At 28.9% G+C, this 15,518-nt stretch carries 12 protein-coding genes and 1 CRISPR repeat array; of the genes, 2 read left to right on the forward strand and 10 right to left on the reverse strand.

Going from position 1 to position 15,518, the window contains the following annotated elements; all coding sequences use genetic code 11:
- Positions 1–36: 36 nt before the first annotated feature.
- A CRISPR array of direct repeats spans positions 37–397; the repeat unit is 35 nt; unit sequence GTTTGTAGAATTCAAAATTTACATATCTCTCAAAC.
- Between the two features lie 162 nt (positions 398–559).
- From csn2 to cas9, 4 genes are read right to left on the reverse strand one after another with little or no spacing between them, the layout of a single operon-like run.
- Positions 560–1,234 carry a type II-A CRISPR-associated protein Csn2 gene (csn2, locus tag RWQ74_RS07675; protein ID WP_314397702.1) on the reverse strand — a complete coding sequence of 225 codons (675 nt, stop codon included), beginning with the start codon at positions 1,232–1,234 and terminating at the stop codon, positions 560–562.
- Positions 1,231–1,551, reverse strand: a complete 321-nt coding sequence (gene cas2 / locus RWQ74_RS07680; RefSeq protein ID WP_314397704.1) for a CRISPR-associated endonuclease Cas2 — start codon at positions 1,549–1,551, stop codon at positions 1,231–1,233. The genes csn2 and cas2 overlap by 4 nt, the downstream gene beginning before the upstream one ends.
- Positions 1,541–2,416: a type II CRISPR-associated endonuclease Cas1 gene (gene cas1 / locus RWQ74_RS07685; protein ID WP_314397706.1), complete on the reverse strand. Its 876-nt coding sequence runs from the start codon at positions 2,414–2,416 to the stop codon at positions 1,541–1,543. The genes cas2 and cas1 overlap by 11 nt, the downstream gene beginning before the upstream one ends.
- Positions 2,391–6,569, reverse strand: coding sequence for a type II CRISPR RNA-guided endonuclease Cas9 (gene cas9, locus RWQ74_RS07690; RefSeq protein ID WP_314397707.1), 4,179 nt, complete (start codon positions 6,567–6,569; stop codon positions 2,391–2,393). The genes cas1 and cas9 overlap by 26 nt, the downstream gene beginning before the upstream one ends.
- Positions 6,570–6,801: 232 nt before the next feature.
- Here cas9 and RWQ74_RS07695 point away from each other — a divergent pair, with 232 nt between their 5' ends.
- A complete protein-coding gene (locus tag RWQ74_RS07695) occupies positions 6,802–7,347 on the forward strand; it encodes a thermonuclease family protein (protein WP_314397708.1) in 546 nt (181 codons plus the stop codon).
- Positions 7,348–7,591: 244 nt separating this feature from the next.
- On the opposite strand, the gene RWQ74_RS07700 is transcribed toward RWQ74_RS07695, so the two are convergent.
- The 5 genes from RWQ74_RS07700 to RWQ74_RS07720 all read right to left on the reverse strand — a co-directional run bounded on the left by RWQ74_RS07700 (position 7,592) and on the right by RWQ74_RS07720 (position 14,316).
- Positions 7,592–8,962: an amino acid permease gene (locus tag RWQ74_RS07700; RefSeq protein WP_314397710.1), complete on the reverse strand. Its 1,371-nt coding sequence runs from the start codon at positions 8,960–8,962 to the stop codon at positions 7,592–7,594.
- A gap of 271 nt (positions 8,963–9,233) precedes the next feature.
- Positions 9,234–10,349, reverse strand: a complete 1,116-nt coding sequence (gene ald, locus RWQ74_RS07705; RefSeq protein WP_314397711.1) for an alanine dehydrogenase — start codon at positions 10,347–10,349, stop codon at positions 9,234–9,236.
- Positions 10,350–11,084: 735 nt separating this feature from the next.
- Positions 11,085–12,458 (reverse strand): amino acid permease, encoded by a 1,374-nt coding sequence (locus RWQ74_RS07710; protein ID WP_314397714.1) that lies wholly within the window; start codon positions 12,456–12,458, stop codon positions 11,085–11,087.
- A gap of 325 nt (positions 12,459–12,783) precedes the next feature.
- Positions 12,784–13,386, reverse strand: coding sequence for a 30S ribosomal protein S4 (rpsD, locus tag RWQ74_RS07715; RefSeq protein WP_003145898.1), 603 nt, complete (start codon positions 13,384–13,386; stop codon positions 12,784–12,786).
- Positions 13,387–13,653: 267 nt separating this feature from the next.
- Positions 13,654–14,316 carry a gamma-glutamyl-gamma-aminobutyrate hydrolase family protein gene (locus RWQ74_RS07720; protein ID WP_314397712.1) on the reverse strand — a complete coding sequence of 221 codons (663 nt, stop codon included), beginning with the start codon at positions 14,314–14,316 and terminating at the stop codon, positions 13,654–13,656.
- A 227-nt stretch (positions 14,317–14,543) separates the two neighbouring features.
- Here RWQ74_RS07720 and RWQ74_RS07725 point away from each other — a divergent pair, with 227 nt between their 5' ends.
- A complete protein-coding gene (locus RWQ74_RS07725; RefSeq protein WP_314397713.1) occupies positions 14,544–15,164 on the forward strand; it encodes a hypothetical protein in 621 nt (206 codons plus the stop codon).
- A 286-nt stretch (positions 15,165–15,450) separates the two neighbouring features.
- On the opposite strand, the gene rpsI is transcribed toward RWQ74_RS07725, so the two are convergent.
- A partial coding sequence (gene rpsI, locus RWQ74_RS07730) for a 30S ribosomal protein S9 (protein ID WP_314397715.1) occupies positions 15,451–15,518 on the reverse strand: 68 nt, incomplete at its 5' end.

A 15,518-nucleotide genomic window follows, 5' to 3' on the forward strand; every position in this document is an offset into this window, starting at 1 on the left:
TCAAACGTTAGTGAAGCAATAAATATAGCTTTTTTAGTTTGTAGAATTCAAAATTTACATATCTCTCAAACCTAATCATATTGCTAATTGTTTAGGAATAGTTTGTAGAATTCAAAATTTACATATCTCTCAAACAATATCGCTGCTAACCCACTTAATTGTTTTAGTTTGTAGAATTCAAAATTTACATATCTCTCAAACCCAGTTCGCTATCATCAGTGATTCCTAACAGTTTGTAGAATTCAAAATTTACATATCTCTCAAACAGAGCATTCTAATTGTTAAACTCTAAAACCGTTTGTAGAATTCAAAATTTACATATCTCTCAAACAATAAAGCGTCCCCTGTGTTGTCACCTTGACGTTTGTAGAATTCAAAATTTACATATCTCTCAAACCTCAAATTGAGATTTGGAGAAGAAATTTTGAATTTGGGTATAAAAAAATGGACCGACACCGATCCAGGCCCAAAGGCAATTTAGATAAAATCTTTATTTGAACTCGATTTGTAAATTTTGAATCTACCTATATTATACAAGTATTTTCGTAAAATTGCAATACTATATTTCACAATTATCTACATCAAATATATAAACAATTTCTTTATAATTTTCATTCGATAGATTTTTAAATTGTTTGTACTCTATATTTATTATATTTATTTTATTTAAACATAGTTCTTTATAAATTTCCTTTATTTCATCTAACGTGAAAACGCTATGAAGTCCGATTATAAAAACAATTTTATAACCATATAATTCTGTTAATACTTTTAAAAACTTTATAAATTTTTCTAAAATATCATCATTTTCAACATGTATTTTAAAATTCCCTAATTTTAATAAAGATAACATATCTAACTCTTCACTTTGTTCAATTTCTAAAGAACTATTAAATATTAATTTTTCAAAATATGCTCTAATATTTGTTGATAATTCATTATAATTTGTAATATCTTCTATCACTTCTTTAAGTAATAAAGTATATATTTTTGTCATTACTTTTTTACTATTTATATCAATATTAAATATATCTGTAATTATATAACTATACTTTTCAAATTCTATTTCTTTATTATTATTTGAAAATATATAACTCCCTTCACATCCTTTATGTTGATTAATTAATTCAATTATATTTTCTCTATAATACTTTTTATTCTCGAAAACTAATGTATAAATTACATTGTCTTCTATTTCTATTTTTCTCTGCCAGTTTTTATTAATAATCTTCATAGTTCTAGTAACCTTTCATTATTATCTACATACTCAGTCTGACTCTCTCCTACTAAAAACTCCATCTTAGAAAACTGTTTCTCTGTGATTTGTAATACTTGGACTATCCCCTCATCCGGACACATTTTCCGAATATTTTTCACAATTAAATCTGCACTACCTTGATTCATCGCTAATTTTACATAAACAGATTCTTGCATCATGATAAATCCATTTTTTATCAATGTTTTCCTAAATTTTCTATAATTTTTTCTTTGAAGAGATGTTTCTGTTGGGAGATCGAACATTACTAACACTCTCATAAATCTATAACTCATACTTATACATCTTTATATATTCTAAATCATTTTCTTTTAATGCTGTGAACAAACTGCGAACATATATTTTAATCGCATTAGCTACAGTTTGTTCTTTATCATCAATTTCAACTGTATTATTTAGAATATTAACAAGTATATTTTTATGTTCTTTAGTAAATTCATCAGCTTCTAAAGCATATACTACTTCATCCACTAATATTCTGAAAGGTTCCATAAAATCACTGGCTAGATTAAATTTATTATATGGATTTCTGTGACATAATCCTAACTGAGTAAAATATCCACACGACACAATTTCCCTATTAAATGCAGATAATATAATTGAATAGCCATAATCTAGTGCAGCATTTATAAAGCACTCTTTATTTCTACTGAAATCCATACCAAATATAGCATTAAAGTACACCTTAGCTGCGTGTCCTTCTCTATTACTACTATCATTCCACTCTAGTTCATTAAGATACTGTTTTAGTAATTCATACTCTTCTTTATCAAGTTTTTTTAATAGTAACATTTGATTTTGTATTTTTTCATACACTACTCTTGTCCATATTCTTTCTTTACTTTCAGTAGACCACTCTAACTGATTCTTATATTTTAAACTTGTATCATGACTTCCATAGTAGGGAATTAATTCCGAATTAGGATTTCGTTTCTCATCACAAAATATTACCTTTATTTTGTTTTTCATAAGTTCATTTAAAAGCACGGCGGTAATAGATACCGCTGTGCTTTCGATAATAATCATATATATTTCGCTAAGACTAACTTTCCTAGTCTCCGCTTCTTTTCTGACTGTTAGAAAATTCAAGCTATAATCTAGCTTCGCCCTATCCCTAACTATTATTGTTCTCCATGTCATTCCCTTTATCCCCTATTATTGTTATTTCTTTTTCATATAAACCTGTTACGGATTGCTCCATAATAGAAAATTGATTTAGTTTTGTTAAATCAAATAACTGTTGCCCTCTGGCAGCTCCTAATTTAATATTTTTTAGATCAAATGTTGATTTTTTATTTGTAAGTAAATTCAAAATCTCTAATAACACTTTGACCTGTTCCTCTATAGAAATACTATTAAAATTATTTCGAATCTCTTCACTATTTAATTCATTATATTTATTCGATTTTTTCTTAGTAAATATTTCTGAATTCATTTTTTCAACTAGTTTATTATATAGTTCTTGATTATTTTCTTTAGTTATATTTTTCCAAAGTTCACCATCTTTATTTTCTTTTTTCCAATTTTGATATTTAGATAATATTTTTAGATATTGTTCACTCTGACTATCTATTATTACTTGAACTGCGCTATCATAATAGAATGTATCTTTACTCTTACCACCAATGTAATAAGGATAATTATTCATTCTTATTTCACTACCTATACAAAGTTTAGCATATTTTAGTTTAAAATCTCTTATCTCTTCTCCAGCTTTTATATTAACCTGGCTTCTTCCAAACTCAATAAGTGTACTATTATCTCTAATGTTTTGAGAAACATATATCGGTATCGGAATAATTCTTGTTATCTTTTCCTCACCTTTTTTATTCACTAAAACATATTCAAAAATTGAATAATATGCTATTCCTATACTTGTATATCCTCCATATTTTGTAACATCTTTGATAACTTTATCTGAAGTTTTTAATGGATAATATACTCCTTCTTTCGCCTTAGCTGCTACCTTAGCTTTGTATACTGTCGCTTTAAATAATCCACCTTTTTGTTCAGACGTCCTTCTTGTTACTAAGATACTATTATTATTCATAACTTTTTTTACTTGATGAATTGTTTTATCCATTTCCCAAGCTACTGTTTTTGAATCTGAAACATTTTCATAGAATACATTATTTAATGAGTATTTTCTGCCATCTTTTTTATCTTTAATAAAATTAAATACATTACGCGTAAACTTCGTATCATAGACATTTCCTACCACTACGTTTAAATAAGCATCTTTGGCATGGTGATAATCGTTAATTTCACGCACTTTTACTAACTGTTCATCATTTTTTGATTCCCTATTACCATCTTTAATTTTCCCAAAGTTTTGTCTAAAACTAGATACATTTTCCGCTTTAGAGTAACATATCGACGTTTCAGGATTTAGCTCCCCTAATATTTTTGCTACTGCTTTTACTGATTGCGCTGTTTCTACTAATTGACGTGCTATAAAACCACTTAGTTCTTCATCAGAAAATTCTTCTGTTCTAACTAACCTATTATATTTCTCGTTAGATATTAATCCTTTTTCCTTTAAAAATTTCCAGAGTTTTCTATTGCTAGGCGTTTGGAAATCTGAATTTAAAGGGTATCTATCTCCTTTCTTTTCATTACATTCTCTTTCTACTAATACCATATTCGTGAAGCTGTCGTCTTTTATTTTTGACTGTGGGTACACGTGATCTATATCATATTTATTATTATCAAATAGTTCACCAATTATAATCGATTTTCCACTATACATACATCTTCCTAACTGCGTATAATATAGGTATAGTTTTTTCGCTTTTAGTTTAGACGGTTCTACAGAGCTTAGTCTATCATTCAATACATCAAAATTAATTGCGCCAATTTCTTTTTCTAGCTCTTTTACATCTTTCTTAACAGCTTTATAAGCAAGTTCTAATTGTTTTTTGCGAGAATCTGTTGGTTCTTTCTTCCCTTGGTTAGATCTTGTTGTCTCTATAAAGATTTTCGCTGGTGCACAACCTATAATTTTCTTAAGTTCTTCTACTATTTTAACAGTTTGCCAGATTGAACGTTTTACAGCTGGCGATACATATAAATCATCTAGAATTTCCGGCGTAATCTCTGTTACATCTTCTTGAAGTTCTTTATTGAATTTTGATATTTGCTCTGAATAATCGAATCTATCAGCCAATAATTCCATAAATAAAATATTATTCTGGCGCATTGCTCCAATAATATTTAGACATTCTCCAGTTTCTTCATTGTACAATTTTTTACTAACTAATTCTGTCAACAGTTTTCTTGAGAATCTTCCCCAATCCTTATAAACTAATCTAGACATTTTAGTAATTTCATCTTTAGAATAAATATCACCATAAACAGATTCAATTTTAGCTTTTATTAGTTTTCTAGATTCCCCATATAATGTAATCCAAAGAATTATGTTTTCTATATGTTCAGAATTGAACTTATCTCCTAGAATTTTTTTGAAGTCTCTGTATGACTTAAGATCATTTTTCACGGTAATATCAATACCTGAGATTTCACCTTTACCGTCTATATATCCTTCAGCTTTAAGAAGATTTTTTATACTAGTTTTCGTTACTTTTTTCCCTTGTTCTTTAAAAAGTTTCTCTATAATTGTATTTCTAGCCTCAAGACTAATTCTATTACCATCGTATTTAAGTGCATTCAGTTCGTTTAATAGTGCAAATTCTGAGTAAAGTAATGAGTTCTTCGGCAATACATCTTCACCTTTAAGATATGTACATTTGTTTGTTAAGTTTGTGATGAATTTTTCTGCACTTGCACTTTCATCTATGACTTTACTATAGTTCCAAGGTGTTACAGGTGTTTTTTCATATCCTTTATTTCTTACAGACCACGCAAAACCATCTTGTTTTGCTTTTTTACTAGAGTTAAGTGGACCTACGTAGTAAGGTATTCTAAATTCTAATAATTGAACAACTTTTTCTTTTACACTATAACCATTCTCATCATTTTTATCTATGAAGCTATGATATTTAGCTGCATTATCTAATATTTTTACCAATTCTTCTTTATGAATTTGATAAGGTACTACTGAATTATCTTTTGTTCTTTGAAGTGGTAAGAATTGCTCTAATTCTAAATCTTTAATTATTTCGGCCTTAACTGAACTCTCTTCTAATTTTTCTAATTCTTTAACTAAGAATTTCTTGAAGTCTTCATAATTACATCCTTTACCTTCTTCACTCTTACGAATATAATTCACATAGTTAGTTCCTTTATCTTTATCTTCTTTAAATATCGAAGCATACAATTCCACTTTTTTATCTTCAGATAATTTAGAATCATTTTTTACAAGATTTTTTAATTTTAATAAATCATCTCTATGTTTTTCATAAAGTTCTACCTTTGATTCCGATAGTGTTTTCCCTTCTTTTTTAATATCTGACAAAATAATACTATCATAAACTAGCTTAGCTAAATCAAGAAGTTCAATATAATTTGATAGTACTTGTTCATAATCGTGGCGAACTTCTTCATAAATTTTTTCTTTAAATGATACAGATTTTATTGCTGCATCTAATTCTTTATATTCGTCTATTGCGAATAATTTATCTAATGAAGTTTTTCCACCAAAAATTAATCTAAACACTTCTAATAATTGTTTTTCTTTTGGATAAAATTTCTTAAGATCATTTACCTTGTCTGTTAAAGTTTTTTTCTCTAATGAAATATCTGCAATTTTACCAATAGCTTCTTCTGTTACATCAAAACCTACATGAAGTATATCAAGTTCTAATAATTCTTTAATTAAATTATTTAAATTACCTTCTTTAAAACTTTGACCTTGTAATAAAAAGTGCCCTCTATTCTTTAGAATATGATGTATCGCTAAAAATACCTTTCTTATATCTGGGTTTTCTTCAGACATTAATTTTGCTCTTAAATGATAAATCGTTGGATAGTCACTATAATAGTCTTTATCTGTATAGTCTTTATCGTTAAAAATCGCATAAGAAACCTTATGAGTTTTATCCTCATAATGGTATTGACTTTCTTTTAATCTTAGAAAGAAATTCTCATCCACTTTTTTTACTTCACTAGCGAGTAATTCCTCAAGAAGATTTAAACGCCATTTTCTTCTAGCTAATCTTCTTCTACTAGAACGATACCCTCGACGATCTTCTGCTGTTGTAGCTTCTTCGAATAATCTAACTCCCCATAATCTCTTTTTATTTTTTCTAATTATTTTATATTCAGTATCAGTCGCTGCCCACCCTACACTAGCAGTACCTATATCTAAACCCAAATACCAAGTCTTATTACTCATATATTCCCTCCATTTTTATAATTAATTTAATACTTTATATTTTATGTTATATTTCACTTTTTTATAAAGCACTTACATCTTCTATTTTACCATAAATACTGTAAATTTTTAAAGTAATGTAAAATATTTTTTCTATTCCTTATTAATTTGTTTAGTCTTTATTAATTTTATAATTATATAGCTTTATCCTAATCTTCAAAAGTGTTAAAATTAATATTAAGGGGGAATCATTATGAACAAAAAGATTTTTATTGTATTCTTTACTTTTTTCATAACTTTATTTTTGATTATCGCTTTAATATTTAGTCATTCGGGAGAAAACTATAAAGAATCAACCATAAATGGAATTCTTATTAAAGGGGATAAAACTAGATATAAAGTAAAACTAATTAAAAAAGTTGATGGTGATACTATTATAGTTAACTTCAACAACAAAGAATTGAAAGTAAGATATTTATTAATCGATACACCAGAAACTGTAAAACCTGGTGTTGAGGTTCAGAAATATGGACCAGAAGCTAGTGAATTAAATGGTAAACTATTATCTAATGCTAATAATATCGAAATAGAGTTTGATATTTATGAGAAAGAAGATAAATATCATAGAGCTTTATGCTATGTTTATGCAGATGGAAAAAGTATTCAGGAGCAGTTATTACTTTCTGGTTTGGCTGAAATAAAATATGTGAAGCCACCAGATACAAGATATTTAGATAAGTTTAAAAAAGCTCAAAACAAAGCAAAAAGCAATAAACGAAATCTATGGTCAAATACCTAATTTGTAAAAAATTTATTAATATTAATCATATACTTTAAGCCATAAAAAATCGGGAGTGACTCAAAAATCATGATTTCGGAAAAACAAGATTTTGTTGAGTCACCCCCGCACAGTTTATTAGATATCTAAAAAGCTTTTATAAAGCGAATTTAGATATCAATAAACCACTGCGTCTATGAGTTGTCATATACACTTTTTTTAAATTTAGGACTTTTGGGTCAGCCTCGATTTTTACTTTTATATTCTATTCAATTTTACTATGTTTATATGAATATGTGAAGTATACGATTAATCCTACGATTACCCATACAAAGAAGATAATCCATGATGTTAATGTAACACTGTATAGTAAAGCTGCGAATAATACAATTGAGATAATTGGTACTACTGGCATACCTGGTACTCTAAATCCACGTTTAACATGTGGGAATTTTTTGTAGAATACGATAGTAGTGTAACTTACTAATGCGAATGCAATAATAGAAGCTACGTTAGCAAGTTCTGCTAATTTTCCTAATGGTAAGAACCCAGCTAGTACTGCAGTTAAACATCCTAAAGACCATGTTACTGTACTTGGTACTTTGTTGTCATTAACTTTAGTGAATACTTTTGGTAATAATCCATCACGTGCAATTGTATAAGCGATACGAATACCTGCATACATAAATGATAAGATACCAGCCATAAGTCCGATTACTGCCCCTAGAGAAACAATACCAGCAACTTTGTTTTGACCAACTTCTTCAAGTACGAATACTAATGCATCCCCAGCTCCAAGACGGTTATATTCAACAACCCCTGTCAACACTAAACAAACTAAGATATAGAATGCAGTACATACGATCATAGTGACAATGATAGCTTTTGGTAGAGCTTTTTCTGGATTGATTGTTTCTTCTGCTGAAGTAGAAATCGCATCAAATCCAAGATAAGCAAAGAATACTGTAGTGGCTGCTAACATTACCCCTGAGAATCCTGTTGGTGCAAAATCATTTGTCCAGTGTGTTGGTTCAACGTACATTGATCCAACTACGATGAATAAGATTACGATACCAACTTTTGCAGCTACCATAAGGTTATTTACAAGTTTACTACTTGATGTACCTCTTGATAATAAGAAAGTAATTAATAATACAATTACGATAGCTGGGATATTACCATATCCTCCATCTGACGGTAAAGTGTAATATACTTTAGGGAGTTCAATACCTAAACCTGCCAGTAGACGAGAGAAGTAACTAGACCAACCATTTGATACAGTGGCTGCAGAAAGAACATATCCTCCTATTAATACCCAACCTATAATATAGGCTACAATTTCACCAATTGATACATAAAGATATGTATATGTACTACCACTTGATGGAATTGTTGAAGCTAACTCCGCGTAACAAAGTGCCGCTAAACAACACGCTACCCCTGCGATTAAGAATGAGAAGATTACCGCTGGTCCTGCTTCTGCTGATGCTTTACCAGTTAATACTAGAATCCCTGATCCTATAATCGCCCCGATTCCAAATAGAATCAAATCCATCGTTTTCATCGTGGGAGCTAAAGTTTTACTTCTAGCTTCTGCTAAAATAGATTCAACTGATTTTTTTCTTAAAATACTCATAATAAATCCTCCTATTATTTATTAAATATTCTCCCTACTAATATTCTTTAATTAAATTATAGCATATTTGTAAACCTTTTACTATCATTACTTAGATACACATAAGACAAACCTTAATATTCCAATAAATATTTTACTATTTTCATATTTAAGAGAGTATAATTTCTTTTCGATAAACCTAAAAAAGAACAAGTAAGTGCTCTATAACAGATAGAGCACTTCTTTAATACAAATTTTCAACTATTTTATATTTTTTAATTTAATTATTATATTACAAAGCAGCATCTACTGGAGTATATTCATATCCTAAATCATCAGCTACTGCTTTAAATGTAACTTTTCCATTAGCAACATTCACACCAGGAACTAATTCTGGGAATTTAGCTACTGCTTCTTTTACCCCAAATTTCGCAATAACTTTTACATACTTAGCAGTTGCATTACAAAGTGCGTAAGTCGATGTTTGTGCTACTGCTCCCGGAATATTAGCTACTGAATAGTGTAATACACCTTCTTCTACGAATACTGGATTATCATGGCTTGTAGGACGACCTTCTGTGTATTCTGTTGTACCACCTTGGTCAATCGCAACATCAACAATTACACCTCCATCAGGCATATCTTTAATCATCTCTTTAGTTACTAATTTAGGGGCTTTGGCTCCTGGAATTAATACTGTACTTATTACTAAATCAGCTGTTTTAATAGCACTAGCAATATTAAACTTATTAGAGTAAAGAGTTTCAATTTTACCACCGAAAACATGTGATAATTCTGTTAATGCATCTAAGTTTACATCAATCATTGTTACACGTGCTCCAAGTCCAACAGCAGCTGTTGCCGCAGCGGTACCTGCTACACCTGCACCTATAATTACAACATGTCCTGGTTGAACTCCTGGAACACCTTGTAATAAGATACCCTTACCACCTTGAACTTTAGATAAGAACCTTACCCCTTCTTGTACAGCCATTCTTCCTGCAACTTCACTCATAGGTCTTAATAATGGTAATCCTCTTCCTACTTTTACTGTTTCAAAAGCTATACCAATAGTTCCTGAATCAACCATTGCTTTTGTTAATTCTGCATCTGCTGCTAAGTGTAAGTATGTATAAATAATTAAACCTTTTCTAAAGTATTTATACTCTGATGGAATTGGTTCTTTAACTTTATAGATTAAGTCTGATTTATTCCATACATCCTCAGCTTTTTCTAAAAGAACAGCTCCCGCCTTTTCATACTCAGCGTCTTTAATACCTGAAGCTAAACCTGCTCCTTTTTCTACATATACAGTGTGTCCATCTAATACTAATTCATGTACTACACCTGGTATAGCAGATACCCTACTTTCATTATTTTTAATTTCTTTTGGTACTCCGATAATCATTTCCCTTACCTCCTAATTTTTCTCTGTACTTATATAATAACACAAAGCTTTTAATTATGAAAGCGTTTTTCTAATGAAAGTTTTAATGAAAATATTTTCTATATTTTTTAAAGTGTTTTATCATTATAAATATTGTTAAATTAGTTTTTTATAAAAAAATTTAATACTTATTATTTTGAAAATAAGTATAAATTATTTTTAGAAAAGAAATTTGAAAAACAGGTGTTTCATTTTTCGTGAATTACTGTTTTAAAAGTGTACTATAACTATTCTTATTTACTTTCATATTAAATTATACAAATTTATTTGCTTCAATTTTATATATTTCTTTACAATTTAATAAATTATAAAAAATTAATTTATTCTCTTCTTAGAACATAAAATATCATTAATTCATGAAAATTATATAAAATAAATAACACAATATTACACTATGTGTTATAACTATTAATAATTTTCAAATTATTAATTATTTATTTTTTCTAATACTTAAATCTTTATTTTAACAATAAATAAAAAATAACAAAGAATAAATTTCCATCATTTTTATAGTTTAACTAAGAATACATAAAGTATTATTCTCTTAATTCTAAAATTCATTTGGTATTTTTAAGTTATAACTATATGTTCATACTTTAATATTTTTGCTATTTTTTAAAAATTTTTAATTTTAAAATAAAAAAGATCATGAATTTTCTACTCATGACCTTTTAATTTCTAGAATGAATACTTTTTTTATTTTAATTTACTATTCTTATATGAGAATGTAAAGTAAACAATCATACCTGCTATAACCCAAACAACAAAGATAATCCATGTTGTTAATGTAACACTATATAATAATGCTCCAAATAGAATAATTGAAATAATTGGTAAAATCGGCATAGCTGGTACTCTAAATCCTCGTTTTAAATCTGGGAATTTTTTATAGAATACTATAGTTGTATAACTTACTAATGCGAATGCAATAATTGATGCCACATTAGCAAGATCCGCTAGTTTCCCTAGTGGTAAAAAACCTGCTAATAAAGCTGTTAAAATCCCTAATCCCCATGTTACTGTACTTGGAACTTTATTTGAATTAACTTTTGTTAATCCTTTTGGCAATAATCCATCACGAGCTATCGTATATGTAATACGGATACCTGCATACATAAATGATAAAATACCTGCCATAAGTCCAACCACAGCTCCTAGAGAAACAATACCTGCAACTTTATTTTGACCAACTTCTTCTAATACAAATGCTAATGCATCACCTGTACCAAGTCTATTATATTGAACAACTCCTGTAAGTACTAAACATACTAGAATATAGAACGCTGTACAAACTAACATTGTAATAATAATAGCTTTTGGTAAAGCTTTTTCTGGATTGATCGTTTCTTCTGCTGATGTAGAAATCGCATCAAATCCTAAATAAGCAAAAAATACAGTAGTCGCCGCTAACATTACTCCTGAGAATCCTGAAGGTGCGAAGTTATTTGTCCAGTTAGTTGGTTCTACATAAAATACTCCAACAACGATGAATAAAACTACAATACCTACTTTTGCAGCTACCATAAGGTTATTTACAAGTTTACTGCTTGAAGTACCTTTTGATAAAATGAAAGTAATTAATAATACAATGATTATAGCTGGGATGTTACCATATCCACCTACTGCAGGTAATGTGTAAAATTCTTTTGGAATTTCTATTCCTAAACCTGCTAATAGACGCGAGAAGTAACTCGACCAACCATTTGCTACAGTTGCGGCAGTAAGAACATACCCACCGATTAAAACCCATCCTATTGTATAAGCTACAATTTCACCAATTGCTACATATAAATAAGTATACGTACTACCACTTGATGGTATAGTTGAAGCTAATTCCGCATAACAAAGCGCTGCCAAACAACATGCTAAACCTGCAATTAGGAAAGAAAATACAACTGCTGGTCCTGCTTCTGCAGAAGCCTTACCAGTTAACACTAAGATACCTGATCCAATAATAGCACCAATACCAAATAAAACTAAATCCATTGTTTTCATCGTTGGATTTAACGTCTTATTTCTCGATTCTGCTAGAATAGAATCAATTGATTTTTTTCTAAAAATACTCATAATATCCTCCTATATTAAAATAAATATTATCCCCCATTAATATTATTTACTAATTATATCACAATTATATATATATTACTACTATGGTATTTACTTATGTAAGTAAAGAAAAAATAATACTATAAATAATATTAATAAAATAATATATCCTTATTATTGAAAACATAATTTATTATAATAAAAAATTAAATAACATAACGTTACTTAGATTTTACACATCATTTTTCTCATCAATATAGAACAAGCAAGATTGACAGTAATTTTACTTAGATTTTACGCATAAACAAAAACAAGCCCCTTAAACGTTAGTTTAAAGGGCTTGTTCTTATTATCTGCTGTAGTACTCAACGATAAGTTGTTCGTTGATTTCTGGGTGTAATTCACTTCTTTCTGGAAGTCTTACTAATGATCCTTCTAATTTATCAGCATCAAAAGTTAAGTACTCAGGTACAAAATTAGTGATTTCAACAGCTTCTTTAATGATTTCAAGGTTTCTAGATTTTTCTCTTACTGAAACTACTTGACCTGGTTTAACAGCGTAAGAAGCGATATCCACTTTTTTACCATCTACAAGAACGTGTCCGTGGTTTACTAATTGTCTAGCTTGACGATTAGTTCTAGCTAAACCTAAGCTGTATACTACAGAATCTAAACGTGTAGCAAGTAATGCCATGAAGTTTTCACCGTGAAGACCTTGTAATTTACCAGCTTTATCGAATAATTTACGGAATTGTTTTTCATTCATACCGTGTAGGTAACGAAGTTTTTGTTTTTCTTGTAATTGTAAACCATACTCAGATAGTTTTTTTCTTAAGTTAGGACCGTGTTGTCCTGGTGCGTAAGGACGTTTAGCTAACTCCTTACCAGTACCGCTTAGTGAAATTCCTAAACGACGAGATTTTTTCCAAGTTGAACCTGTAAAACGAGCCATTATGTGCTCCTCCTTTTATCTTTTTGTTTTTATTATTGTGAAAACAAAAAGCACGATTATCGTTGTTGTATATGTTATAAAACTGGAACTTCGCCTAGCAGCATAGGCTACGAGTTGCCACATTAAAAAATGTATAACATAGAGGCAATAACAATTAATCCACTGCTATTATTTTACACAAAGAATAGTTTACCATCATTTGAGATAATAGTCAACTATTTTGATAGTATATTATTATTTTTTTGTTTATTTATTTTTATTACCTATTTATTCACATAGATCAAGAAATTTTTTAAACGTATCTACTTCATAATCCACTTCAGGATGCCATTGTAGACCGATAAGATTCCCTTTCTCGATCGCTTCAATAGTTCCGTCATCTGCTACAGCTGTAACTTTGAATCCTTTAGCAACATCTTTTATTGCTTGATGATGAATTGAGTTCACTTCGGTTTTATTTCCATATAAGCTATAAATAAATGAATTATCTTCTATATCAATAGTATGACGAATTAATTGTTCTTTACTTGAATGTTCATCTATATGTTGTTTTAATGTACCACCGTGATAGATATTTAGACTTTGTAATCCACTACAAATCCCTAAGATAGGTTTATTAGTCTTCTCAAAAAGTTCAATAAGTTTGAAGTCTAATTCATCCTCATAAGGATCATCGGGATACTCTAGCCCTTCTAGAGGCTTTTCTCCATAATATTTAGGATTTATGTCCCTATCTCGTCCAGCAATTATCAAGCCACTACACATGGTTGCAATTTCCTCTAATCCGTTATTAGAACAAACTGGGAATAAAATAAAGCCAGCTTTTTCTGCTATTTCTGAAAAATAACCATTAATGTATAAGCGTCTTTTAGCTATACCAGCATCTGATTTATAATCGACACTTCTTGTTGAAATCGCAATTATTTTCATGTGCAATGACCTCCTTTTTAAATTTATGATACTTATTATATAAATTTTATTTAGAAATGTCAAGATTAAGCTTTCTCTATTTTCAGATGTTTCTGAAAATTAAAAAATATTTAGTACCTAATTTTTACTAATACTAGTTAATTTATCAAATGTTAGTATATTCTATTGTAAATGTAATAAAAGATATGTATAATAATAATGTGCTAAATTTAAGGAGGAAGAATTGAATGAACTATATATTGACAGTTAAGTATCCTAAGCAAGAAGTAATAGAAGATGGAAAAGAATCAATTACAAATGTTAAAGAAAATATTGAAGATGCAACTGTAGAACAACTTCTAGAAAAATATCAAGAATTTCAACGAGTAGGATATGATGTAAAAGTCAATTTTGTAACTGCGGATGTTTACGATGAATTTGATGTTTTTAAAATGGCTGAAATTTTTGATCTTAATGCTATAGATTACAGTGCAAAACTTAAGTTTATAAATCGTTCTAACAAAGGTTCACACGACTACATCAGCAGCCTTGCTAAACTTTTTGATAGGTACACTTTTGACTATGATATTTCTATTAAATTAAAAATTAATGAAAAATCAGAGATTAACTTCCAAAATGAAGATACTTGGTTTGGCGAAACACCTATTTACCAAATCAATCCAAAAATTAAAGTAAAAGATGCAAAATTGTTTAAAAATTTATACGATGAGTTAAATGAAATAGCTCAAGTTAGTGCAGAAATTAAACCTAAGAAAATCGAAGAAAAAATACTATTATTATCTTTAGATAATTATCCTGCAGGAACAGAAGTAGTATTTACTCTTAAAGATTCAGAAATTTACGAATAACATATAAATTTAAAATACTTGAAAATTATTATAAATATAATAATTTTTTAAGTATTTTTTATATAACATAATATACAAGATAAAGAGTGGCTAGACTATCATTACACCATCTAGAAGAATAATCTAATCAGAAAAATGTTTCCTAGATGTCTTCCCTAGCCTTCTAGTACATTTATATTTTCATCTTAAAATTTTCCAAAAACTAAAAATCAACAGTTTTTATTTCAAAAAAAGACACCAGAGAAAGTTCTCTGATGTCTTGACGTAATTTGGTATAAGACCAATATTAACGTTTTGAAAATTGAGGAGCACGTCTCGCACCACGAAGACCGTATTTTTTACGTTCTTTCATAC

The organism is uncultured Gemella sp. (assembly GCF_963525165.1).
Taxonomy (GTDB): domain Bacteria; phylum Bacillota; class Bacilli; order Staphylococcales; family Gemellaceae; genus Gemella.

What these genes read in the sequence shown, in the direction of transcription:
- csn2 (WP_314397702.1), bottom strand. Translation starts at nt 1,234, where the DNA reads ATGAAGATTATTAATAAAAACTGGCAGAGAAAAATAGAAATAGAAGAC.
- cas2 (WP_314397704.1), bottom strand. Translation starts at nt 1,551, where the DNA reads ATGAGTTATAGATTTATGAGAGTGTTAGTAATGTTCGATCTCCCAACA.
- cas1 (WP_314397706.1), bottom strand. Translation starts at nt 2,416, where the DNA reads ATGACATGGAGAACAATAATAGTTAGGGATAGGGCGAAGCTAGATTAT.
- cas9 (WP_314397707.1), bottom strand. Translation starts at nt 6,569, where the DNA reads ATGAGTAATAAGACTTGGTATTTGGGTTTAGATATAGGTACTGCTAGT.
- RWQ74_RS07695 (WP_314397708.1), top strand. Translation starts at nt 6,802, where the DNA reads ATGAACAAAAAGATTTTTATTGTATTCTTTACTTTTTTCATAACTTTA.
- RWQ74_RS07700 (WP_314397710.1), bottom strand. Translation starts at nt 8,962, where the DNA reads ATGAGTATTTTAAGAAAAAAATCAGTTGAATCTATTTTAGCAGAAGCT.
- ald (WP_314397711.1), bottom strand. Translation starts at nt 10,349, where the DNA reads ATGATTATCGGAGTACCAAAAGAAATTAAAAATAATGAAAGTAGGGTA.
- rpsD (WP_003145898.1), bottom strand. Translation starts at nt 13,386, where the DNA reads ATGGCTCGTTTTACAGGTTCAACTTGGAAAAAATCTCGTCGTTTAGGA.
- RWQ74_RS07720 (WP_314397712.1), bottom strand. Translation starts at nt 14,316, where the DNA reads ATGAAAATAATTGCGATTTCAACAAGAAGTGTCGATTATAAATCAGAT.
- RWQ74_RS07725 (WP_314397713.1), top strand. Translation starts at nt 14,544, where the DNA reads ATGAACTATATATTGACAGTTAAGTATCCTAAGCAAGAAGTAATAGAA.